Origin of the sequence: Cronobacter sp. HA18006 (genome assembly GCF_011605445.1) — a bacterium.
Lineage (GTDB): Bacteria > Pseudomonadota > Gammaproteobacteria > Enterobacterales > Enterobacteriaceae > Cronobacter > Cronobacter sakazakii.
The window spans coordinates 1-22558 of sequence record NZ_JAANQB010000027.1 but is presented as its reverse complement, the minus strand read 5'-3'; the positions used below and the strand labels follow the sequence as shown (position 1 = coordinate 22558).

20 protein-coding genes and 2 pseudogenes are annotated in these 22558 nt (G+C 53.6%); 8 read left to right on the top strand and 14 right to left on the bottom strand.

The window, feature by feature from the left end; all coding sequences use genetic code 11:
• Positions 1 to 10: 10 nt before the first annotated feature.
• From yiaY to G9X48_RS20895, 4 genes are all read right to left on the bottom strand, one after another.
• The gene (gene yiaY / locus G9X48_RS20910; RefSeq protein WP_097641315.1) at positions 11 to 1162 is read right to left on the bottom strand and encodes an L-threonine dehydrogenase; all 1152 of its coding nucleotides are present in this window, start codon (positions 1160 to 1162) and stop codon (positions 11 to 13) included.
• Positions 1163 to 1373: 211 nt separating this feature from the next.
• A complete protein-coding gene (gene selB, locus G9X48_RS20905) occupies positions 1374 to 3221 on the bottom strand; it encodes a selenocysteine-specific translation elongation factor (protein WP_063265816.1) in 1848 nt (615 codons plus the stop codon).
• Positions 3218 to 4600, bottom strand: a complete 1383-nt coding sequence (gene selA / locus G9X48_RS20900) for an L-seryl-tRNA(Sec) selenium transferase (RefSeq protein WP_097641316.1) — start codon at positions 4598 to 4600, stop codon at positions 3218 to 3220. Before selA ends, selB begins: the two co-directional genes overlap by 4 nt.
• A 104-nt stretch (positions 4601 to 4704) precedes the next feature.
• A complete protein-coding gene (locus tag G9X48_RS20895; RefSeq protein WP_041460977.1) occupies positions 4705 to 5313 on the bottom strand; it encodes a glutathione S-transferase in 609 nt (202 codons plus the stop codon).
• Between the two features lie 519 nt (positions 5314 to 5832).
• Between G9X48_RS20895 and G9X48_RS20890 the strand changes: the two genes are divergently transcribed.
• The 5 genes from G9X48_RS20890 to fpr all read left to right on the top strand — a co-directional run bounded on the left by G9X48_RS20890 (position 5833) and on the right by fpr (position 11639).
• Positions 5833 to 7752 (top strand): PTS mannitol transporter subunit IICBA, encoded by a 1920-nt coding sequence (locus G9X48_RS20890; RefSeq protein ID WP_029039310.1) that lies wholly within the window; start codon positions 5833 to 5835, stop codon positions 7750 to 7752.
• A 187-nt stretch (positions 7753 to 7939) separates the two neighbouring features.
• The gene (gene mtlD, locus G9X48_RS20885; RefSeq protein WP_087600908.1) at positions 7940 to 9088 is read left to right on the top strand and encodes a mannitol-1-phosphate 5-dehydrogenase; all 1149 of its coding nucleotides are present in this window, start codon (positions 7940 to 7942) and stop codon (positions 9086 to 9088) included.
• Positions 9089 to 9136: 48 nt separating this feature from the next.
• Complete coding sequence (gene mtlR, locus G9X48_RS20880; protein ID WP_007779881.1) at positions 9137 to 9676, top strand: mannitol operon repressor MtlR; 540 nt, start codon at positions 9137 to 9139, stop codon at positions 9674 to 9676.
• A gap of 112 nt (positions 9677 to 9788) precedes the next feature.
• Positions 9789 to 10799 (top strand): class II fructose-bisphosphatase, encoded by a 1011-nt coding sequence (glpX, locus tag G9X48_RS20875; protein WP_014729870.1) that lies wholly within the window; start codon positions 9789 to 9791, stop codon positions 10797 to 10799.
• Between the two features lie 93 nt (positions 10800 to 10892).
• On the top strand, positions 10893 to 11639 hold the full coding sequence (gene fpr / locus G9X48_RS20870; RefSeq protein ID WP_097641317.1) for a ferredoxin--NADP(+) reductase: 747 nt from the start codon (positions 10893 to 10895) through the stop codon (positions 11637 to 11639).
• Here fpr and G9X48_RS20865 read toward each other — a convergent pair whose 3' ends face one another.
• Positions 11640 to 12059: a DUF805 domain-containing protein gene (locus G9X48_RS20865; protein ID WP_004386333.1), complete on the bottom strand. Its 420-nt coding sequence runs from the start codon at positions 12057 to 12059 to the stop codon at positions 11640 to 11642.
• 114 nt (positions 12060 to 12173) lie between these two features.
• Here G9X48_RS20865 and G9X48_RS20860 point away from each other — a divergent pair, with 114 nt between their 5' ends.
• Complete coding sequence (locus G9X48_RS20860) at positions 12174 to 12773, top strand: YiiQ family protein (protein ID WP_004386334.1); 600 nt, start codon at positions 12174 to 12176, stop codon at positions 12771 to 12773.
• Positions 12774 to 12879: 106 nt separating this feature from the next.
• Positions 12880 to 13647 (top strand): triose-phosphate isomerase, encoded by a 768-nt coding sequence (gene tpiA, locus G9X48_RS20855; protein WP_007872501.1) that lies wholly within the window; start codon positions 12880 to 12882, stop codon positions 13645 to 13647.
• A gap of 61 nt (positions 13648 to 13708) precedes the next feature.
• Here tpiA and G9X48_RS20850 read toward each other — a convergent pair whose 3' ends face one another.
• A complete protein-coding gene (locus tag G9X48_RS20850; RefSeq protein WP_069682284.1) occupies positions 13709 to 14098 on the bottom strand; it encodes a DcrB-related protein in 390 nt (129 codons plus the stop codon).
• A 502-nt stretch (positions 14099 to 14600) separates the two neighbouring features.
• Between G9X48_RS20850 and G9X48_RS20845 the strand changes: the two genes are divergently transcribed.
• Positions 14601 to 15298, top strand: a protein-coding gene (locus tag G9X48_RS20845) for an IS1-like element IS1A family transposase (RefSeq protein ID WP_225511120.1) whose coding sequence is annotated in 2 segments (ribosomal slippage) — positions 14601 to 14850 and positions 14850 to 15298 — 699 coding nt in all. Because the reading frame shifts where the segments join, the coding sequence is not laid out codon by codon here.
• Positions 15299 to 15319: 21 nt separating this feature from the next.
• On the opposite strand, the gene G9X48_RS20840 is transcribed toward G9X48_RS20845, so the two are convergent.
• The 8 genes and pseudogenes from G9X48_RS20840 to G9X48_RS20800 form a co-directional block, all read right to left on the bottom strand.
• The gene (locus G9X48_RS20840; protein ID WP_097641318.1) at positions 15320 to 15760 is read right to left on the bottom strand and encodes an SMI1/KNR4 family protein; all 441 of its coding nucleotides are present in this window, start codon (positions 15758 to 15760) and stop codon (positions 15320 to 15322) included.
• A 743-nt stretch (positions 15761 to 16503) separates the two neighbouring features.
• Positions 16504 to 16863 (bottom strand): hypothetical protein, encoded by a 360-nt coding sequence (locus G9X48_RS20830; RefSeq protein WP_014729875.1) that lies wholly within the window; start codon positions 16861 to 16863, stop codon positions 16504 to 16506.
• Positions 16864 to 17110: 247 nt separating this feature from the next.
• A complete protein-coding gene (locus G9X48_RS20825; RefSeq protein WP_097641319.1) occupies positions 17111 to 17527 on the bottom strand; it encodes a hypothetical protein in 417 nt (138 codons plus the stop codon).
• Between the two features lie 309 nt (positions 17528 to 17836).
• A pseudogene (locus tag G9X48_RS21685) lies at positions 17837 to 18154 on the bottom strand (RHS domain-containing protein); the annotation flags it as partial.
• Between the two features lie 43 nt (positions 18155 to 18197).
• A complete protein-coding gene (locus G9X48_RS20815) occupies positions 18198 to 18740 on the bottom strand; it encodes a hypothetical protein (protein ID WP_097641320.1) in 543 nt (180 codons plus the stop codon).
• A 410-nt stretch (positions 18741 to 19150) separates the two neighbouring features.
• Positions 19151 to 20225, bottom strand: a pseudogene (locus G9X48_RS21570) (RHS repeat-associated core domain-containing protein); the annotation flags it as partial.
• Between the two features lie 170 nt (positions 20226 to 20395).
• Positions 20396 to 21352 carry a hypothetical protein gene (locus G9X48_RS20805; protein ID WP_097642014.1) on the bottom strand — a complete coding sequence of 319 codons (957 nt, stop codon included), beginning with the start codon at positions 21350 to 21352 and terminating at the stop codon, positions 20396 to 20398.
• Between the two features lie 12 nt (positions 21353 to 21364).
• Positions 21365 to 22558: RHS repeat-associated core domain-containing protein (locus tag G9X48_RS20800; protein ID WP_208091293.1), on the bottom strand; the 1194-nt coding region annotated here is incomplete at its 5' end.

Below are 22558 nucleotides of genomic sequence, written 5' to 3'. Positions count from 1 at the left end.
GGCTTAAGCGTTACATCGCCGCACGATAAATCGCCATGATCTCCGCGTGGCTTGCCTGTACCGGATTGGTTAATCCGCAGGCGTCCTTAAGCGCGTTTTCCGCCAGCTGAGCAATGTCATTTTCACGCACTCTCAGCTCGCGTAAACCAGCAGGAATATGCACCCGGCGAGCCAGCGCGCAAATCGCCTCGATACAGGCATTCGCGCCTTCAGCGTCGCTCATGGCGCGAACGTTAACGCCCATCGCCTGCGCGCAGTCGCGCAGCCGGTGCGCCGCCACGCTGCTGTTGAAGCGCTGTACATGCGGCAGCAGGATGGCGTTGCAAACGCCGTGCGGCAGATCGTAAAAACCGCCGAGCTGATGCGCCATCGCGTGGACATACCCGAGCGAGGCGTTATTAAACGCCATTCCCGCCATGAACTGCGCCCAGGCCATCGCCTCGCGCGCCGCGACATCATCCCCCTCTTCCACCGCCTGCGGCAGCGTTTGCGCAATCATGCTAATGGCTTTCAGGGCGCAGGCGTCAGTGACCGGCGTGGCGGCGGTGGAGACATACGCTTCGATGGCGTGGGTCAGCGCGTCCATGCCTGTCGCGGCGGTCAGCGATCTCGGCATCCCCATCATCAGCGCCGGATCGTTTACCGACATCACCGGCGTCACGTGTTTATCGACAATGGCCATTTTCACATGGCGCTCCTGATCGGTGATGATGCAAAAACGCGTCATCTCAGATGCGGTGCCCGCCGTGGTGTTGATGGCGATCATCGGCAGTTGCGGTTTGCGGGAACGGTCAACGCCTTCGTAATCGCGAATATCGCCGCCATTAGCCGCTACCAGCGCGATGCCTTTGGCGCAGTCGTGCGGCGAGCCGCCGCCGAGCGAAATCACGCAGTCACAGCGGTGCGCGCGCAGCATACTTAAGCCCGCTTCCACGTTTTCCGTGGTCGGGTTCGGGCGGGTGCCGTCGAAAATCACGCTGTTAATGCCTTTCTGCGACAGCATTTCCTTGAGCTGGCCGGCCATGCCCAGCGCTGACAACATACCGTCCGTCACAATCAGCGCGTTGCGGTAGCCATATTCGCTGGCCATTTTCAGCGCTTCATCGAGACTATTCATGCCAATCATATTAATGGAGGGAATATAAAAAACAGACGCGGTCATACTCATTATCCTTAATGAATGAAATGAGCTTTCGAAAATACACCGCATGGCAGAGTGAAAAAAGCGAGTTGCCGCGAATTACGACGAATTGGTTGCCAGAAAGCACCATAAAATAAAACAGTTAGCGGAATTTCTCGTAATTATTCATGGAGTGATTAAAGGACGGGGAATATATATTTCATAAATATACATTCCCCCATTTCGTTATTTTTTACAGTGCGGAATTAAACAGCGCGCTGTCACGCAACAGATGTTCATTACCGCGACGGCGGGTAAAGCCGATGCGGTCGAAATATTCCAGAATCTGAATCGCCAGTTTACGGCCCACGTTCAGGCTGTCGCGGAAATCGGCGGCGACGGTCGCGCCTTTTTCGCGATCGAGCGTGCGGATCAGATCGGCGAACGCCACAATGCGATCGTGACGGTAGTAGCGATCTTTAACGATCGCCGTGATAAAACCCTGCTGCGCGGCGAGCCGCAATAGCTGGCGCATCGCCTGTTCTTCTTCGCCCGCTTCGCGCGCCAGATCGCGCACCCACCACGGCTCGTCGCCAAACAGTCCCTGGATTTTCTCCCACAGCGCCTGCTGAGCCTCACTGAAACCGGCTTTATGGCCCGGCAGATGCAGCCAGCCTTCGCGGCTCGCGAGTTGTCCGTCACGGCGCATCCGTTCGATCAGCGCCAGCACCAGCGGTTCCGGCTCGGAAGGGAGCGCCATGCGACGCAGCCGTTCGCGGCCGGGGCCGGGCTCTTCGCTGTGCGTTTCATGGTAGCGGGCGAGCGTAGCGAGCAGTTTCTCCTGCCAGCGCGCCGCGAGCGCGCTGCTTAACAGATAACCGTTCGCCTGGAGATAGTCCCCACTGCCCGCCAGCGCGTCGAGCGATGCCGCAGAGAGCTGGCGCGCCCAGCCGAATGTCGCCAGCGCGACCGCGCCGCGCGAGGCATGGAGCCGCAGCGCGTCGGCGTCGGTTCTGGCACTCGCCAGTTCGTTGAGAAACGCGAGGAACTCCGGCTGGCGTTTGCCGCGCCGCGGGGTTTCCAGCGTGACGACGCGCGCGCCTGCGAGCGTCTGGCGCGCGCTAATGTCGCGCAGCACCAGCCGGTCGTTATCGGCCAGGAACAGCGGCGTGTCGAATACCAGCTCAGCCAGATCATCTTCCAGTAACGAAACGCGCCCGGTGACGTGGCTTGCCGCATGGTGAATATGCAGCGGCTGCCACTGTTGCAGCGGCGCATGGCGGTCGAGCGTGACGATAACCCGCTCTGCGGCCTGCGGCGGTGCGTCGCTGAGCAGCCAGTCGCCGCGCCGGATATCCGCTTTCTGCGCGTCGCCGCTAATATTCAGCGCGATGCGCTGACCGGCGAATGCACGTTCCGTCGGCTGATTCTGCGCATGCAGGCCGCGCACGCGCATCGGCGTATTCGCGCCGGTCAGGTAGAGCGTATCGCCGACATTCACCTCGCCGGAAAGCGCCGTGCCGGTAACCACCAGGCCCGCGCCCTTGACGGTAAACGCGCGATCGACCGCCAGGCGAAAGCGCTGCCCGGCAGGGTGCGTGCGCTCAGGCAACTGGCGCAAATGGTCGCGCAGCGCCTCAACGCCCACGCCTTCGGTGGCCGCCGTGACGAACAGCGTGGCGTCGTGCCAGCCGTAGTCGTTCAATGTGGCCATCACCTGCGCTTTCACCTGCGCGAGGCGCGCGTCATCCACCCGGTCGGCTTTGGTGAGCGCCACGGTGAGCGTCGGCTGGCCGGTCAGTTGCAAAATCGCCAGATGCTCGCGCGTCTGGGCCATCACGCCGTCATCGCACGCCACCATCAGCAGCGCATGATCGATGCCGCCCACGCCCGCCAGCATATTAGCGAGGAATTTTTCATGGCCCGGCACGTCGATAAAGCCGATGACGCGCCCGTCCGGCTGCGGCCAGTAGGCGTAACCGAGATCGATAGTCATGCCGCGCTTTTTCTCTTCCGGCAGACGGTCGGCGTTAATGCCGGTAAGCGCTTCAAGCAGCGTGGTTTTGCCGTGGTCCACGTGCCCGGCGGTGGCGATAATCATTGCAACAACATCTCCATCAGTCCTGCCTCATCTTCAAGGCAGCGTAAATCGAGCCATAACCGCCCGTCGCCCACGCGCCCGATAACCGGCACCGGCAGGCGACGCCAGCGGGCGGCGAGCGCCTCAAGGCTGCTGCCGCGCCCGTCGCGCGGGGTGAAGGTGAGCGCCGCACCCGGAAGCCGGTCGACCGGCAGCGAACCGCTTCCAATCTGCGACAGGCAGGGCATCACGTCTATCTGAAATTCATCGCCGTAGCGGGTCTCCAGCGCCGGACGCAGGCGCTGCGCCTGTTCGTTAATGTCAGACGCCTGGCGCGTCAGCAGCCGCAGCGTCGGCAGCCGTTGTGCGAGTTTTTCCGGGTGCAGATAAAGGCGCAATGTGGCGTCGAGCGCCGCCAGCGTCATTTTATCGGCGCGCAGGGCGCGCTTGAGCGGGTGTTTCTGAAGCGCCGCGATAAGCGCTTTTTTCCCGACGATAATCCCCGCCTGCGGCCCGCCCGGCAGTTTATCGCCGGAAAAGCTCACAAGACTCGCCCCGGCGGCGAGCGCCTCCTGCGGCATCGGCTCTTTCGGCAGCCCATACTGACTGAGATCGATAAGCGAACCGCTGCCGAGATCGACAATCACCGGAAGCGTTGACGCCTGCGCCAGTTCGGCGGCATCTACGGCTTTGGTAAAGCCTTCAATCTGGTAATTGCTGGTGTGCACTTTCATCAGCAGCGCGGTCTGCTCGCCGACCGCATCGAGATAATCGCGCAAGTGTGTGCGGTTGGTCGTGCCCACTTCCACCAGCTGACAGCCCGCCTGGCGCATCACATCCGGGATACGAAACGCGCCGCCAATCTCCACCAGCTCGCCGCGCGACACAATCACCTCTTTGCCTGCGCCCAGCGCCGCCAGCATCAGCAACACCGCCGCCGCGTTGTTATTAACGATACAGGCGTCTTCCGCGCCGGTAAGTTCACAGAGTAGCTCCGCCAGCGCGCGGTCGCGGTGGCCGCGCTCGCCGCCTTCGGCGTCATACTCCAGCGTCACGGGCGAGCGCATGGCGCGGGCGACCGCCTCAACCGCTTCTTCCGCCTGCAACGCGCGGCCAAGATTGGTGTGCAGCACCGTGCCGGTAAGGTTAAAGACCGGGCGCAGCGCGCTTTGCGAACCGCGCGCCAGCCGCCCGGCCGCCGCCGCGGCCCAGTCATCGCACCATGAGGGCAGCGCCTGGCGTTCGCGAATGGCGAGCCGCGCCGCCTCCTGCATCGCGCGAAGGGTGTTGACCACGCGGGTATGGCCGTAGGTGTCCAGCAACGGCTGGAACGCGCTGTCGCGCAGCAGGCGGTCGGTGGCGGGAAGCTGACTGTAAAGCAGACGGGAATCGGTCGTCATGGCGTGCATAAACCTGGATAAAACGTGGCGATAATTTAGCAGGAAACGCGGGGCAGTTCAGTCCCCGCGCCCGGTCAGCGCAATAAAGGGCGGTTCACGCCCGCTCAGGCGCTGGGCGGCTCGGTACGCGCGAAGCTGTCGCGGGCAAAGAGCGCTTCCACCAGTTTCACCAGATGCGGACGCTGCGCGCACCAGCCCGGCGCCACGCGACGGAAATTGAGATAGCCGATGGCGCAGGCGGTGGCGATGGTGGCGAGCGTCAGTTCCTCAGCCTTTAGCGTGCCGTCAGCCACATACCCTTCCAGCGCATCGAGGCCGCGGTTGATTTTCTCTCGCTGGCGCAGCAGTTCGTTTTCCGACTGCTGTTCCGGCGGGCGCGCCTGCTCGCGCACCGAAACCAGCGCCGCGTCCATAATGCCGTCGGCGAGCGCCTCCAGCTGGCGCACTTTTAGCGCAGCGCGCGGTTCTTGCGGCACCAGCGCCGGTTGCGCGTCCAGCAACTCGATATACTGTGCGATGATGGGCGAATCAAACCAGGTTTCGCCGTCGTCGGTCACCAGCGCCGGCACTTTCCCGAGCGGGTTGTACTGCGCCATGCCGTTCTGTTCGGCATACGGCGATTCATTCACGAACTCAAACACGATGCCTTTTTCAAGCAACATGACGGAGATTTTGCGTACAAACGGGCTGGTGTAACTACCGATAAGTTTCATGCCGGGTCCTTTTACGTTATCGCCAGGGTAAGGGTAAGTATGGGTCAGGATACGCCAAAAGGAGGCGCGACGGCGCGCTAAAACGCGTTTCGCCGACGCCATTTTGCAAGAATTCCCGGCTGTAACTTTCTTACAGACTCTCCCTGTTAGCATGAGTGAAAAATGTACGATGCCTGTTCGGATTATTCCTGGGAAATATTTTGTGATTAACGTCACAAACTAATAACAAACACGCCGAAAGAAAATGTGACTTTATTCACATTTAAGGGGCGTTTATGGCGACATTTTGCGCATTGTCTTTTTTTTACACGTCTTTTTTGTGATTCAAATCACGCAAATTTACCCCGATCACCCCGACATCCCGTGATCGCGATCACACTTAAAGTGCCTGTCTGGACACCATCGCGATTCAGTGCCAGATTTCGCGTCATCAGAGCATGGGTCCGGCTACCTCTGCCGCCACGTTAACAATAAACCTCGGGCCGCAAGCCTGCGCGTAAACATAAGAAGGGGTGTTCTATGTCATCCGATATCAAGATCAAAGTGCAAAGCTTTGGTCGCTTTCTCAGCAATATGGTAATGCCTAACATCGGCGCGTTTATCGCCTGGGGTATTATCACCGCGTTATTTATTCCCACAGGATGGTGGCCAAACGAGACGCTGGCGAAGCTGGTCGGCCCGATGATCAGCTACCTGCTGCCGCTGCTTATCGGTTATACCGGCGGTAAGCTGGTTGGCGGCGAGCGTGGCGGCGTGGTGGGCGCGATTACCACCATGGGCGTTATCGTCGGCGCGGACATCCCGATGTTCCTGGGCGCGATGATCGCAGGCCCGCTCGGCGGCTTCTGCATCAAGAAATTCGACGCCTCGGTCGACGGCAAAATCAAATCCGGCTTTGAAATGCTGGTGAACAACTTCTCCGCGGGCATCATCGGTATGATCCTCGCGATTCTGGCGTTCCTCGGCATTGGCCCGGCGGTCGAAGTGCTCTCCAAAGTGCTGGCTGCTGGCGTGAACTTTATGGTGGTTCACGACATGCTGCCGCTGGCGTCGATTTTTGTTGAACCGGCGAAAATCCTGTTCCTCAACAACGCCATCAACCACGGCATCTTCTCGCCGCTGGGCATTCAGCAGTCGCATGAACTCGGTAAATCTATTTTCTTCCTGATTGAAGCCAACCCGGGTCCGGGTATGGGCATCCTGCTGGCGTACATGTTCTTTGGACGCGGCAGCGCCAAACAGTCTGCGGGCGGCGCGGCTATCATCCACTTCTTGGGCGGTATCCACGAAATCTACTTCCCGTATGTGCTGATGAACCCGCGTCTGATCATCGCCGTTATCCTGGGCGGTATGACTGGCGTCTTCTGCCTGACCGTACTGAACGGCGGCCTGGTTTCTCCGGCGTCTCCGGGCTCTATCCTGGCGGTACTGGCGATGACGCCGAAAGGCGCGTACTTCGCAAACCTGGTGGCGATTTTCGCCGCGATGGCCGTCTCCTTCGTGGTCGCCGCTATCCTGCTGAAAACCAGCAAAGTGAAAGAAGAAGACGATATCGATGCTGCGACCCGTCGCATGCAGGATATGAAAGCGCAGTCCAAAGGTGCCGCGACCGCAGCGAGCGCGGATCTGAGCAACGACCTGAGCCACGTGCGTAAAATCATTGTCGCCTGCGACGCCGGTATGGGTTCCAGTGCCATGGGCGCAGGCGTGCTGCGTAAGAAAGTGCAGGACGCGGGCCTGAGCCATATTTCCGTTACCAACAGCGCGATTAACAGCCTGCCGGGCGATGTGGATCTGGTTATCACCCACCGCGATTTAACCGAGCGCGCCATGCGCCAGGCACCGCACGCGCAGCACATTTCGCTGACCAACTTCCTGGACAGCGGCCTGTACGCTGGCCTGACCGAACGTCTGGTGGCCGCGCAGCGTCATTCGCAGAACGAAGAGAAAGTGCGCACCAGCCTGCAGGACAGCTTTGATGCCAACGACAGCCACCTGTTTAAGCTCAGCGCGGACAACATCTTCCTTGGCCGTCAGGCCGCGACTAAAGAAGAAGCGATTCGCTTTGCGGGTGAACAGCTGGTGAAAGGCGGTTACGTGCAGCCGGAATATGTGGACGCGATGCTGGAGCGCGAAAAACTCACCCCGACTTATCTCGGCGAGTCTATCGCGGTTCCGCACGGCACCGTCGAAGCCAAAGATCGCGTGCTGAAAACCGGCGTCGTATTCTGCCAGTATCCGCAGGGCGTGCGTTTCGGTGAAGAAGAAGACGATATCGCCCGTCTGGTGATTGGTATCGCGGCGCGTAATAACGAGCATATTCAGGTCATCACCAGCCTGACCAACGCGCTGGATGATGAAAGCGTGATTGAGCGCCTGGCGCACACCAACAGCGTCGATGAAGTCCTGGCGCTGCTTTCCGGTAAAACCGTGGCGTAAGACCGTGCAGAGAGGGACACTGTCCCTCTCTTTCTCATTGAGAAGCTATTGAGATAATTGTGCTCCACCAGGGCAACCCTGACTCTCCCGCTCAGGGAGAGGGCAAGGGAAAGGGAGGTCGCACGCAGCACCCTTTCCCCCGTCCTCTCGGGCGATACAGTTCCGCTTTAAGTAAGAAGGTATTCCCATGAAAGCATTACATTTTGGCGCAGGTAATATTGGTCGTGGCTTTATTGGCAAACTGCTCGCTGACGCAGGCATTGGCCTGACGTTCGCCGACGTGAACCAGACGGTGCTGGACGCGTTAAACGCGCGCCACAGCTATCAGGTGCGCGTGGTGGGCGAGCAGGAGCAGATTGATACCGTTTCCGGCGTGGATGCGGTTAACAGCACCAGCGAGGATGTCGTGACGCTTATCGCCACGGTCGATCTCGTGACGACCGCCGTTGGCCCGGTGGTACTGGAGCGCATCGCTCCGGCGATTGCCAAAGGTCTGGCGCTGCGTAAAGCGCAGGGCAACGAGCGCCCGCTCAATATCATCGCCTGTGAAAACATGGTGCGCGGCACCAGCCAGCTGAAAACGCACGTCTTTAACGCGCTCGCAGAGGGTGACAAAGCCTGGGTGGAAAGCCACATCGGTTTTGTTGACTCAGCCGTTGACCGTATCGTGCCGCCGTCGGCATCCGCCGCGCACGATCCGCTGGAAGTCACCGTGGAAACCTTCAGCGAATGGATTGTCGATAAAACTCAGTTCAAAGGCGAGTTGCCGACCATCGCAGGCATGGAGCTGACCGACAATCTGATGGCATTTGTTGAACGCAAGCTCTTCACCCTGAACACCGGGCATGCTATAACCGCCTACCTCGGAAAACAGGCCGGTCATCAGACCATTCGCGACGCGATTCTGGATGAGAAAATTCGTCTGGTGGTGCGCGGCGCGATGGAAGAGAGCGGCGCGGTGCTGATTAAACGCTACGGCTTTGATGACGCGAAACATGCCGCGTATATCGAGAAAATCCTTAGCCGTTTTGAAAACCCGTACCTGAAAGACGATGTGGAGCGCGTTGGCCGTCAGCCGCTGCGCAAACTGAGCGCGGGCGACCGTCTGATTAAACCGCTGCTGGGCACGCTGGAATATGGCCTGCCGCATCAGAATCTGGTGCTGGGTATCGCCGCCGCGATGCATTTCCGCAGCGAAGACGATCCGCAGGCGCAGGAGCTGGCGCAGCTTATCGCCGATAAAGGCCCGCAGGCCGCGCTGGCGCAGATTTCCGGTCTGGACGCCAACAGCGATGTCGTGGCTTCGGCAGTAAACGCGTATAACGCAACAGCGTAATGAATAACGGGCGCGGCTGAGTCTGCGCCCGCTGATGATGTGTCAGATATGCAGGCAATGATGGAAGAAACCCAGGCCTTTGAAAACCGTGTGCTTGAGCGTCTGAATGCTGGCAAAACCGTAAGAAGTTTTTTGATCGCAGCCGTAGAGTTGCTCACCGAGGCGGTCAATATTCTGGTGTTGCAGGTGTTCCGTAAAGACGACTACGCGGTCAAATATGCCGTTGAGCCGTTGCTCGACGGCAGCGGCCCGCTGGGCGATCTCTCCGTGCGCCTGAAGCTGATTTACGGGCTCGGCGTGATAAGCCGCGCCGAATATGAAGACTGCGAACTCCTGATGGCGCTGCGTGAAGAACTCAATCACGACGGCAATGACTACGCCTTTACCGACGACGAAATTCTCGGCCCCTTCGGCGAACTGCACTGCGTCGTCGCGCTGCCTCCGGCGCCGCCCGCGCTTGAAAGCAGCGATCCGCAGCTTATCCAGATGCAACAGCAGCGCTACCAGCAGGTGGTGCGCTCCACCATGGTCCTTTCCCTGACTGAATTGCTCTCAAGGATCAGCTTAAAAAAAGCCTTCCAGAAGTAGCTTCGGTGGCCGCGTAGCGCTTCTGTTCTCTCTCCCACCGGTCAGCCCTCCGTAACAGCCGTTACCCGCTCTGTGCTACACTCCGACGCAGTTAATCTTGCGGAAAAGAGTCATGAAACGAGAACTTGCCATCGAATTTTCACGCGTCACCGAAGCGGCGGCGCTGGCCGGGTACAAGTGGCTGGGACGCGGCGATAAAAACCTCGCTGACGGCGCGGCCGTTAACGCCATGCGCATTATGCTCAACAAAGTCGATATCGACGGGCAGATTGTGATTGGCGAAGGCGAAATCGATGAAGCGCCGATGCTCTATATCGGCGAGAAGGTCGGCACCGGCAACGGCGACGCGGTTGATATCGCCGTTGATCCTATCGAAGGCACGCGCATGACGGCGATGGGCCAGGCCAACGCGCTGGCGGTGCTGGCGGTAGGCGATAAAGGCAGCTTCCTGAACGCGCCCGATATGTATATGGAAAAGCTGATTGTCGGCCCTGGCGCGAAAGGCGTTATCGATCTCAACCTGCCGCTTGAGCAGAACCTGAAGAACATCGCCGCAGCGCTCGATAAACCGCTTAGTGAACTCACCGTCACTATTCTCGCCAAGCCGCGCCACGATGCGGTTATCGCGCAGATGCAGCAGCTCGGCGTGCGCGTTTTCGCCATTCCCGACGGCGACGTGGCGGCGTCTATTCTCACCTGTATGCCGGACAGCGAAGTGGACGTGCTTTACGGCATCGGCGGCGCGCCGGAAGGCGTGGTGTCGGCGGCGGTGATCCGCGCGCTGGATGGCGATATGCAGGGCCGGCTGCTGGCGCGCCACGTTGTGAAAGGCGACACGCCGGAAAATCGCCGCATCGGCGAGCAGGAGCTGGCGCGCTGTCAGGCGATGGGCATCACGGCGGGCAACGTGCTGAAACTGGATGAAATGGCGCACAACGATAACGTGATTTTCTCAGCGACCGGCATCACCAAAGGCGATCTGCTGGATGGCATTACCCGCAAGGGCAATATCGCCACCACCGAGACGCTGCTGATCCGCGGCAAATCGCGCACCATTCGCCGCATTCAGTCGATTCACTATCTCGACCGCAAAGACCCGGAGATCCAGACACACATTCTTTAATCGTTTGTCGGAACGAGCTTTCCGGCCCGCACGGGCTGGAAATGATGCGCGGCGCTGGCGAAGATAAAGCATCAGTTAACACAGGAGCGAAACATGGCGGATTGGGTTACAGGTAAAGTGGTTCGGGTTCAGCACTGGACCGATTCTCTCTTCAGTCTCGTGGTTCACGCCCCTGTCGCGCCTTTCACCGCCGGACAATTCACCAAGCTGGGCCTTGAGATTGACGGCGAGCGCGTGCAGCGCGCCTATTCTTACGTCAACGCGCCGGGCAACCCGGATCTGGAGTTTTATCTGGTGACGGTGCCGGAGGGCAAACTCAGCCCGCGGCTGCACGCGATGCAGCCCGGTGATGACGTGATGGTGGTAAGCGACGCGGCGGGCTTTTTCGTGCTGGAAGAAATTCCCGAGTGCGAGACGTTATGGATGCTGGCGACCGGCACGGCCATCGGCCCGTATCTGTCGATTTTACAGGAAGGCAAAGATCTCGAGCGCTTTAAAAATATCGTGCTGGTGCATGCGGTGCGTTACGCCCAGGATTTGAGCTACTTACCGCTGATGCTGGAGCTGCAACAGCGCTACGACGGCAAGCTACGGGTGCAGACGGTGGTAAGCCGGGAAACGGTCTCCGGCTCGCTGACCGGGCGCGTGCCGGCGCTGATTGAGAGCGGCGCGCTGGAAGAGGCGGTCGGGCTGCCGATGGACACCGCGACCAGCCATGTGATGCTGTGCGGGAACCCGCAGATGGTGCGCGATACGCAGCAGTTGCTCAAAGATACGCGCCAGATGGCGAAACACCTGCGCCGCCGTCCGGGGCATATGACGGCGGAGCACTACTGGTAATCAGCGGTACTTCACGTCCAGCGTGTCTTTACCGTATTTGTTTTCGCCCTGGGTGCCGAGAAACGCGCCCAGGTCCAGCACCATCATCACCATGATAAGCGTCGGGATGAAGCGCCCCACGGCCCACTGCCAGACGCCGCCCAGCACCGCCCAGTTACCGGCGAGCAGCATCCACGCGAGGATCATTAACAGCGCCCACGCGCCGGATTTGCCGCGGTCGTGCAGGCGTTTCACCACCACCGCCGCCGTCGGCCAGAGCAGGCAAACCAGCATAAACGCGGCGGTCTGCGTATTGAGCAAATCATTGCCAGTGAGGGTAAAAAGGATAATCATCGACGCCACCCAGAGCGCCATCCATACCCAGAAATCACGACGGCCAATACGGCCTTTAAAAGAGAACAACCACTGCTGAAGGGTCATAGCTAAAACCTTACTGTGTGCGTGGCGCACAGTTTACCCTGGTGCGGACGGGTTTTGACAAGCCAGCCCGATCTGGTTTTAATCGCTGTGATACGCAACCGGGAAAGGTGAATCATGAAGCCGCTGTTTTATCTTCTTTTTCTGACGCTGCCGCTGGCGGCGTGCTTCGCTGATGCCGAAACCGACCCGGATACACTGACGCCGACCGCGCCCTATCTGCTGCCCGGCTCGCCCACTTTTGATCTCTCCATTTCCCAGTTTCGCGAACGCTTCAACGCCGACAACCCCACGCTCCCGCTCAATGAATTTCGCGCCATCGACGTGAAAGGCGACAAAATCAATCTGGTGCGCGCAGCCAGCAAGATTAATGAAAATCTCTATGCCTCCACGGCGCTGGAGCGCGGCACGCTGAAAATCAAAAGTATTCAGATGACCTGGCTGCCTATTCAGGGGCCGGAGCAAAAAGCGGCGAAAGCCAAAGCGCTGGAGTATATGGCCGCGCTGCTGCGAAGCTTTACGCCGAAAATCAGCAAAGCGCAAAGTCAGCAACGGCTGACGCGCTTGCTTACCGAGGGCAAGGGCAAACGCTACTTCAGCCAGGCCGAAGGCGCGATTCGCTATATTGTCGCAGACAGCGGCGAAAAGGGCCTTACCTTCGCGGTTGAACCGATTAAGCTTGCGCTATCGCAAACGCTGGAAGGGAGCAATAAATGACAAAAAGCAAAGCCTTTCCGGGTACGAATCTCTATACTGTTTCACAGACCACGCTGCCTGACGGGCAGCAATATTCCTTAATTCGCTTAGCGCGTGGAGAATGAAAATGCGACATCCTTTAGTGATGGGTAACTGGAAACTGAACGGCAGCCGCCACATGGTAAACGAGCTGGTAGCTAACCTGCGTAAAGAGCTGGCTGGCGTATCTGGCTGCGACGTAGCGATCGCCCCGCCGGCGATGTATCTGGATCTGGCAAAGCAGGCCGCTGCTGGCAGCCACATCATTCTTGGTGCCCAGAACGTCGACGTTAACCTCTCCGGCGCGTTCACCGGTGAAACTTCCGCTGAAATGCTTAAAGATATCGGCGCAAAGTACATCATTATCGGCCACTCCGAGCGTCGTACTTACCACGCGGAATCTGACGAACTGATCGCGAAAAAATTCGCCGTGCTGAAAGCGCAGGGTCTGGTGCCGGTACTGTGCATCGGTGAAACCGAAGCTGAAAACGAAGCGGGCAAAACGGAAGAAGTCTGCGCACGTCAGATCGACGCTGTGCTGAAAACCCAAGGCGCCGCGGCGTTTGAAGGCGTTGTGATTGCTTACGAACCGGTATGGGCTATCGGTACCGGCAAATCCGCCACTCCGGCGCAGGCACAGGCGGTTCACAAATTCATCCGTGACCACATCGCCAAAGCCGACGCGAAAATCGCCGAGCAGGTTATCATTCAGTACGGCGGTTCTGTAAACGCGGCTAACGCGGCAGAGCTCTTCACCCAGCCGGACATCGACGGCGCGCTGGTAGGCGGTGCCTCTCTGAAAGCGGACGCGTTCGCGGTTATCGTGAAAGCCGCTGAAGAAGCGAAAAAAGCGTAATGCTCTGCGCCGCTCATTCGGGCGGCGCTCTTTCATCCCTTCCCTGCGCTCTCCATTGCCTTCAGGCGCTTTTCCGCTGACGATGAAACTTGATGCTCTGCATAATTTCCTGATACTGCCAGTGGTGTGCATCCAGAAATTCACCGATGCAGGTGCCGATATAGCTCACCATCTTTTTACCTTCCTGCGCATCGTTTATCAGAATCACCGTCTGGCGCTGAAACACCGGCGTATTGTCTTCCATATACTGATAAAACATATCGACCGCCGGTTCGCCGTCGATCACGGTCATCTCCGTGGATTCCAGACGGAATTCGGGCAGGGAGGTTTCCATTTCTCTGACGATGCGGGCGGCGACGGCATGGACCTTATCATCCGCATTGGCAGAGGCTCGGGAAACGACAAAGGTTAATTCACTTTCGTTACTGTCACTAACGGGGAATAAATTCATAACTCAGTCTTTATCTATTTTGGGCGTAACACGCTCTGCTACCTGTTAAAAAAAGAAAACACGACGCCGCACGGGCGACCGCCATATTAAAAATCGCACATTTATGCTGGGTGTATTTGCGTTAAGATAAACCGCATTTCCGGCAGAGGATAACGCGTTTCGTCGGGCAATTAAAAGCCCTGGGGACAATTTCCTGCCTTATGTGAAATTTATTCAATACAGACAATAAGTTATATGCCCTGTGGTTATGCAATAGCAGCGATAATTCTCTATTTTCTTATGATTTTACTGTGCATATGATCAGGCAATATAACCGATGCGGTAACAGATAAGCATTAATTGATAAAAAGCGTCAGGGGAAATCAGGCTGATAAAGCTTGTGAGACAACGGAAAAGGAAAAACCGCCGGACGCTATCTCACCTTTATCCTGAAAATAAGCACATTTAGGTGATGCTGCAAACTTACTGATTAAGTGTATGATGGTGTTTTTGAGGTGCTCCAGTGGCTTCTGTTTATATCAGCTGTCCCTCCTGTTCAGCTACAGACGGGGTGGTGCGTAACGGTAAAAGTACTGCCGGACATCAGCGCTATCTCTGCTCTCACTGCCGTAAAACATGGCAACTGCAGTTCACTTACACCGCTTCTCAACCCGGTACGCACCAGAAAATCATTGATATGGCCATGAATGGCGTTGGATGCCGGGCAACCGCCCGCATTATGGGCGTTGGCCTCAACACGATTTTACGACACTTAAAAAACTCAGGCCGCAGTCGGTAACCTCGCGCATACAGCCGGGCAGTGACGTCATCGTCTGCGCGGAAATGGACGAACAGTGGGGATACGTCGGGGCTAAATCGCGCCAGCGCTGGCTGTTTTACGCGTATGACAGGCTCCGGAAGACGGTTGTTGCGCACGTATTCGGTGAACGCACTATGGCGACGCTGGGGCGTCTTATGAGCCTGCTGTCACCCTTTGACGTGGTGATATGGATGACGGATGGCTGGCCGCTGTATGAATCCCGCCTGAAGGGAAAGCTGCACGTAATCAGCAAGCGATATACGCAGCGAATTGAGCGGCATAACCTGAATCTGAGGCAGCACCTGGCACGGCTGGGACGGAAGTCGCTGTCGTTCTCAAAATCGGTGGAGCTGCATGACAAAGTCATCGGGCATTATCTGAACATAAAACACTATCAATAAGTTGGGACCATTACCGCACATTTAAAGCCGGTATAATGCTCTTATAAAATCATCAAATGACTCTGCAACCTCAAAGAGGGCATTGCCATCTTGGGCGTAGAGATAGATATGGCCGTAATCGCTTGCTTTTAATGAAAGAAAAAAAGGATTGCCGCCATTATCATAAGCGAAAGGAATAAACTCATTTTTATGCCAGGGGCCATATCCGCTCTCAGCAGGCGAAATGCTGAATATGTCATTAATGAGTGTTTCAATGGGAAGCGGCCCATACTTGATCGGGTTAAAACCGCCCACAGGGATTCCCCACCGTTCTGCCTCAACGTCTTCCTCAGCTAAATAACCGCCGTTTATTCTTAAGTAGTGCGCTTTGAAGGATTCCGGCAGGGATACTGGAAAGCATTTTGTAAATTTTGCCCATTCGATGTGACTTATCTTTCTTTCGGGATCGACCAGTTCAACCATGGGTGTGTGCTCCTTTAGGAAAAACATATTTAAAAAAATAATTCGCAAGATATTTGATTTTTTATTATCGCCAAGAGATACCCTATACTTACACATTAGTGGTTTGTTAAAAGCATCATTAACTTCAAAACGTTTTTTAATATCATTACATCAATCGCCTTCAAACAGGCCAATGTACTTTAAATCATTATAGCTGATTGATGGATCTGGCTTAATATTCAATTCGGAGTCGGCATACTATACTAAAGCATTCGTTTTTTGAATTCCTGGTGCATTACATTTCGCTTTAACATTTTCTTTCTCCCCCTCGTCTACAGCAGCTGCTTCAAGAAGATCATCCAAAGAAACTTCTTTATTTTCTCTGGGTATAATGCCAATAAATTTATCATCGTACCATTAGATACCTAAATCCCTACAGAATCCGCACACGTTATAATCGGGATCGTCTATATCGCCATCGGTAGAATAATCCAATTCAAAATAACGCATATAGTCATCTTCCGATGAAAAGTTATTTCCTATCCATAAATTAACTTTATTTTTTATCATTCCAAAAACCTCTGGCATTAAAGTGCCGGGTATAATTTAAAGGAAACCCCCTAACATCATCATACTTATCAATCAGATTTTGGCTCAGGTTTTCATATGAAGGCATAATCTGATGATGGTTAAAAAATTTAAAGCTTCTGCTTTTGTTACTATGAGTTAAAAGACAGGGCAGCTCTTCGATTACCGATGCGCCATTACATGTGCTCTTTCTTCCACTGAGAAAATATCATTTTATATTTTTCATGATCTGGTATTGTAAACGCTGTTTTCTCAATAGCTGTTTCAAGATAACCAAAAAGCTTAGTCTTCAAAAAAGCTTCATCATGCACGGCCTCCATACCGAAAAAATAGGTAAAAGCACCATCTTTACTATCCTCTCTAAAGTACCCATCCCTTTCGGTGTCCGTTACTATAACTGTCACCATCTCACCTATAGGATGTTTAGGTTCATATGAAGACAGCTGTGTTGTCAAAATTTTTATTTCTGGGTAGAGTTTATTGTAAGTTTTGGATAGCTTCCTATCGTCAACAGCAATTGTTAGTGATACTTTCATAATTACCTACTAATTTTGATGATAAACAGGGTTATAAGGCGGCATATCAAAAAATATCCACTCATATATTTTAATATAACGAATTCCTAATGTTCATGCAGCAGACTTACCTTTAAAATTTGTCAAGCTAGTTGAGTACACATCAATACCCAACACACTGAATCGTTTTTGATGCTCTGCAATTATATTATGTATGCGGATCCTATAAATATAATTAAATTATCTTGTATTCAAAATCGCCTACTCTTTACATATCATTTAAAATATCATCTACCCAAGAGAAGGATTTCCGAGAACAAATAATGTTATCCAGAAATATCATAACACCCTCATTTTTACTTACGTTATCATATTCAAAATCAGGCATAGCAAATATATAACTAATTTTCTCTACACCTAAGGCGTAAAGCCTCTCTGCAATAGGAGTTGAAATAAAAAGAAAGCCATTGTCAATAGCCGGATTATCAGGGGTAATATCTCCCAATTCTCCATGCTCTTTCCCATACCATATTGAAATGGCATGGTCATAATCAATAAATCTATTTTTTAAACCAAAATCTTTTTCAAATTTGGACGTTCCATTTTCTTTGGAAAAATAATTTTGAACTAACTCATAGGTTGCACAAGTTGAATACCACACTGCATATTTTTCAGTAAGTTCCATAAGTTCACCCTTAAAATGGTAGGTCGAATGGGCCAAATGGTCATCTTTTGGAAGACTATCTTCTTAAAGCATTCAGGTAAGACTCAATATCCTTCGCTTTTTCTGCAAAAGCGATCATTACCTTATGAGCCAATGATGACTGAGATGTCACGCCTCCTGAGTGTGGAAGCGTATGAGTACCCATTACGCCGTCATCATCCAGGAATTTAACCTTCTCTATTGGGGTTCTCTATCTCATATATTCATCAAACGTCACATTAATGCGTTCAAATTTATCTGCTTGAGAAATTGTTTGTTCCCAATAAATTTGTCGCGGTCAAGGTACTGGCCCTGGAAGCGCAGGTTCTGCGGCACCTGCCACTGCGGTACGCTGAGTTCGCGTTCCGTTTCGCCCCAGGTGCTGAACTGCCCGCGCCAGACGGTCTGGCCGTCCGCGTCCGTCACCCGCTCCGGCAGGCCGTTGAGTTCGGTGTGGTACCAGTAAATTTCACAGTCGTCGAAAACGCTGTCGACGCGCGCCAGCGGCTCGTAGCTGCCTTCGGTGTAAACGTACTGAACGTAGTGGTCCGGCTCGCGGTCGCTCTGTTCACCGGCGAGCTGTAAACCCTGCCAGTCGAAGCTTTTAACAATTTCGCTTCTCCCTCAAGAACGTCCTTATAAAATTTATTTTTTAATCTAAAATACCGTAAGATTTTCCAACCTGCACTGCTTTGTTCTTTATTTCAGGGATGGGATTTTTTGACAATGCTTTTAATTTCTCAATAGCGTAATTTGAACCTATTTTCACTAGAGCGTATATACAATTCCATGCCAACGTATAATTACCATCCTCTCTGTCATCAGCCAAATAATCGTATTCAGATAAAGCACATTTATATAGTACATTTACTGCATTATCGCTTTTAGCCTTTATTTTAACTAAAGCCCGCACAACATCATCATGTTTATAATGAAGATCATCATCCAAAAGATGTATCAAGATATCTTCATGCTTACTTGTAAATGTAAAGTGAAAGCTAATATATAACGCATATTCAACTTCTTTCGGATCCTTGGAAGAATGCGCGTTTTTTAAAATGTCATTTACAAAATCCTCAACATTTCCCTGAGTACATGGAAAAAGCTTTAGAAATTCTTCATCTGTTATTTTTCCAGCTCGGAGTGGTTTATTATTAACCACAGAAAGCACTAAGTTCTTTTGCTCTGAATTCATTATTGCCTCAACATATTAAAAGAATCGATACCATCGTTAAATATTTTTAATGCAGCCCCACCATCTCTGCCAAGACCAATATTAATTTGGTCTCCCTCGCCTTTAAAGGGCGTATTAGTAAAAACCCAACCTTTTGATTTTAATGGCCTCGGCATATCAGGATGAGTTGCAGCAGCAAGATCAGAGCTATCTCTAAATCCAATACCTTCTAACTGCGCTCAAGTACCCGGTTTTAAATTAAATTGTACAAGTATTCCTTCATAGTTTTCTGAAAACTCACGAGTCGGTGAAATTGTGGTTTCGGTGGTCCCGGGCATACGTCCTGTTTTTTGTAAAACAGCAAAATCTTCTTTTGACATAGTTCTGTAAAAGACATTGTCATGTGGAGACTTATAACATGCAACTAACCCCAGCGGATCACCCACGTAGCTGTAGGTATTCATCCCGCCCGCTAACCCAATCGGGTCCATCTGGGTGTAACGCCCCGCAACCGGGTCGTAATAACGGAACAGGTTGTAGTGAAGTCCGCACTACTCGCCACATCCCTGTGGCTCGCCCCTACGGGGTACGCTACGCGTATTCAAATTTGTTCCCTACAAATTTGTCGCGGTCGAGGTACTGGCCCTGGAAGCGCAGGTTCTGCGGCACCTGCCACTGCGGCACGCTGAGTTCGCGTTCCGTTTCACCCCAGGTGCTGAACTGCCCGCGCCAGACGGTCTGGCCGTCCGCGTCCGTCACCCGTTCCGGCAGGCCGTTGAGTTCGGTGTGGTACCAGTAAATTTCGCAGTCGTCGAAAACGCTGTCGACCCGCGCCAGCGGCTCGTAGCTGCCCTCGGTGTAGACGTACTGAACGTAGTGGTCCGGCTCGCGGTCGCTCTGTTCACCGGCGAGCTGTAAACCCTGCCAGTCGAAGCGAATGGTTTCCGGGTCTTTCTCACCGTAACGCCACAGAATCTTGTGAGTACGTCGGCCAAGCGGGTCGTAGCGGTACTCCACCCTGCGGAACTCAGCGTTCCTCTCAAAGCGAATCTCTTTTACCCGCTGCTCATCGTCATAGGCAAAGTGCTGGATAACGCCAGACTTGTCCCGCCGCTGAATCAGCCGCCCGAACCCGTCATAATCGAGCTTCAGCCCGTCGAGGCGCAGCAGCAGGTTGTGCCATACCGGGTTGCGGTACTCCTCAGTGCGGTTGCCTGCCGGGTTCCAGAAGAAGCGTTCTTCCTTCTGCGGTTCGACGGCTTTCGTGACCTGGCCCGCGGCATCGTAGCCCCACAGGTACTGGCTGTATTTTTCGCCCGGCGTTGCGGGCATGGTGTCGGTGTGTATCTGCTGGACTATCTGGTCGGTGCGGTCCCAGCGGTAGCGGCGCTCAAACACCAGTTCACGGCGGGCGTCCAGCACCGTGCGTTGCGTGACGCGCCCGGCGGCGTCGTAACGGGTCTCCTGCGAGAGCACGCCCTGGCTGCGGGAGATTTCCCGGTGCAGCCGGTCGCGGCCGTACGCCGCCAGCGTGTGCATTGCCCCGCCGTGGCGCAGCTGCATCTCCAGCAGGTGGCCGGTACCGTAGCGCAGCGTGGGTAGCGCGGTTTTTCCCGCGCGGCCAGGCTTAAATGAACGTATGGTTAAGGAGAATTAAAATATAAAAAATGCAAACTTTAATTTAGGAGATTCTTATAAATCACATCTCTAAATTTTATATTTTCACTGGTTAAAGTAAAATCACCTTTTTTAATGAAACGCTTAAAAATATCAATAGTCGGATGAGAAACAAAATCAATATCCTTACCAGCATTTACTCTTATTTTTAATAAACATAAAATTTCACTTGGTAAAAACTGCCATTCAGTAGCATCAAAGACATAAAACTTTTTGGAATCCTTACGACAGTTCTCAGCGTGAAAATCACCCAAAGAAGTAAATACCTTACTCACAACTTCAGAGTCATCACTTAAAAAATTGTTATAAGCGAAACTGTAAACCTCATTGAGGTTGTTTTTGGGGTCTATATTAAGTGGTACACTGCTACCATCCACTAGCCCCTCAAAAGAAGTAACATGATTTTCCACCCCAAAAAAATCATAAGCAAGCATAATAAACAATGGTAGAATACTATGCCCCGCTTCACATCTGGCTAAATTAGGATTACTTTTACTCTTGGCCTCGTTAGCTTTATTTTTAAGGAAAAAATCAAGATATTTCATGACATTTAGCTGATCTTCTTTTGTGAAAAAAGAAAGTGCCAATAGCCCCAACGAACTTATAGTAGAATCTAAATATCCCGGAAGTCTTTTTTTCATAAATAAAGACGCCGTAATCGCAATTAACTGAATATAATAAGAATTTATTAGTTGATTAAAGTTATCCTCATTTTTATTTTCATAGAAATTCTTTGCATAAATAGCAAACTCATTAAATTTTTTCGATAGAGCTGAGGCTATATCTTGCTGCGCAACGCGATAGCCAACATTTTCATTGACAAAATACTTGTATGAAAGATCAGTTTCTCCTGCCAAATAGTTCTCTAACCTTCTATTGAGGTCTTTATATGATTCAGCCTCTTCGTTTTTAACATAATTAACAATACCGTCAATTTCTTTAATTAACCTTTTCATCTATTACCTCCCTTATTCCCATATACTCATCAAATACTTCGACACAAACCAACGCCCATTAGCAGACCGGCCGACAAATACATCGATAACATATGTATCGCCTATATTATCCAGCATCTCATCGACTACATGCCCGTTAAGGTCATAGCCACCCTTAGGAACATCATTTCTTAACACGGTTTCAATAAACTCTTTTGAACTTAGCTGCCGATCGCTTAATTTTCCGACAGACCCAGTTGTATTTGTTTTTACTTCAAAGAAGTCATATTTCCCGTCATGCCTCAAACCGACTAAATCAATACCATTGTTAGATTTATTTTGCACCGAAAAAACATCTGCATAATTACCCGACGCTTTAAGCTGGGATTGCGCATGGGACTCGCCAAAATCCCCTAAGCGCTTACTAAAGCACAGACCAAGCGGATCAACCCAAGTTAATGGGTCCGGCACATATCCATAAGTATTAATCCCACCAAGCAACCCAATCGGGTCCATCTGGGTGTAACGCCCCGCCACGGGGTCGTAATAGCGGAACAGGTTGTAATGCAGGCCGCTTTCACGGTCGAGGTACTGGCCCTGGAAGCGCAGGTTTTGTGGCACCTGCCACTGCGGCACGCTGAGTTCGCGTTCGGTTTCGCCCCAGGTGCTGAACTGCCCGCGCCAGACGGTCTGGCCGTCCGCATCCGTCACCCGCTCCGGCAGGCCGTTGAGTTCGGTGTGGTACCAGTAAATTTCGCAGTCGTCGAAAACGCTGTCGACGCGCGCCAGCGGCTCGTAGCTGCCTTCGGTGTAGACGTACTGAACGTAGTGGTCCGGCTCGCGGTCGCTCTGTTCGCCCGCCAGTTGCAGCCCCTGCCAGTCAAAGCGAATGGTCTCCGGCTGCGGGTCGTTATAGCGCCATATTATCTTGTGCGTCCTGCGCCCCAGCGGGTCATAGCGGTATTCCACTTTTTTGAATTCCGCATGACCGGTGAAGGTGATTTCTTTTACCCGCTGCTCGTCGTCATAGGCAAAGTGCTGCACCACACCGCTTTTATCCTGACGGCGCGTTAGCCTGCCAAACCCGTCATAGTCAAGCGTCAGCCCGTCGAGGCGCAGCAGCAGGTTATGCCACACCGGTTTGCGGTGCTCCTCGGTGCGGTTGCCCGCGGCGTCCCAGAAAAAGCGTTCTTCTTTCTGCGGCTCAACGGCTTTTGTGACCTGGCC

Bases quoted from the DNA above. Each gene is read 5' to 3' on its own strand.
- G9X48_RS20860 (WP_004386334.1), top strand. From the start codon at position 12,174: ATGAAGCCGCTGTTTTATCTTCTTTTTCTGACGCTGCCGCTGGCGGCG.
- mtlR (WP_007779881.1), top strand. From the start codon at position 9,137: ATGCAGGCAATGATGGAAGAAACCCAGGCCTTTGAAAACCGTGTGCTT.
- yiaY (WP_097641315.1), bottom strand. From the start codon at position 1,162: ATGACCGCGTCTGTTTTTTATATTCCCTCCATTAATATGATTGGCATG.
- G9X48_RS20830 (WP_014729875.1), bottom strand. From the start codon at position 16,863: ATGAAAGTATCACTAACAATTGCTGTTGACGATAGGAAGCTATCCAAA.
- G9X48_RS20850 (WP_069682284.1), bottom strand. From the start codon at position 14,098: ATGAATTTATTCCCCGTTAGTGACAGTAACGAAAGTGAATTAACCTTT.
- G9X48_RS20805 (WP_097642014.1), bottom strand. From the start codon at position 21,352: ATGAAAAGGTTAATTAAAGAAATTGACGGTATTGTTAATTATGTTAAA.
- glpX (WP_014729870.1), top strand. From the start codon at position 9,789: ATGAAACGAGAACTTGCCATCGAATTTTCACGCGTCACCGAAGCGGCG.
- G9X48_RS20840 (WP_097641318.1), bottom strand. From the start codon at position 15,760: ATGGTTGAACTGGTCGATCCCGAAAGAAAGATAAGTCACATCGAATGG.
- mtlD (WP_087600908.1), top strand. From the start codon at position 7,940: ATGAAAGCATTACATTTTGGCGCAGGTAATATTGGTCGTGGCTTTATT.
- G9X48_RS20815 (WP_097641320.1), bottom strand. From the start codon at position 18,740: ATGAATTCAGAGCAAAAGAACTTAGTGCTTTCTGTGGTTAATAATAAA.
- selA (WP_097641316.1), bottom strand. From the start codon at position 4,600: ATGACGACCGATTCCCGTCTGCTTTACAGTCAGCTTCCCGCCACCGAC.
- G9X48_RS20865 (WP_004386333.1), bottom strand. From the start codon at position 12,059: ATGACCCTTCAGCAGTGGTTGTTCTCTTTTAAAGGCCGTATTGGCCGT.
- G9X48_RS20825 (WP_097641319.1), bottom strand. From the start codon at position 17,527: ATGGAACTTACTGAAAAATATGCAGTGTGGTATTCAACTTGTGCAACC.
- G9X48_RS20895 (WP_041460977.1), bottom strand. From the start codon at position 5,313: ATGAAACTTATCGGTAGTTACACCAGCCCGTTTGTACGCAAAATCTCC.
- fpr (WP_097641317.1), top strand. From the start codon at position 10,893: ATGGCGGATTGGGTTACAGGTAAAGTGGTTCGGGTTCAGCACTGGACC.
- G9X48_RS20890 (WP_029039310.1), top strand. From the start codon at position 5,833: ATGTCATCCGATATCAAGATCAAAGTGCAAAGCTTTGGTCGCTTTCTC.
- selB (WP_063265816.1), bottom strand. From the start codon at position 3,221: ATGATTATCGCCACCGCCGGGCACGTGGACCACGGCAAAACCACGCTG.
- tpiA (WP_007872501.1), top strand. From the start codon at position 12,880: ATGCGACATCCTTTAGTGATGGGTAACTGGAAACTGAACGGCAGCCGC.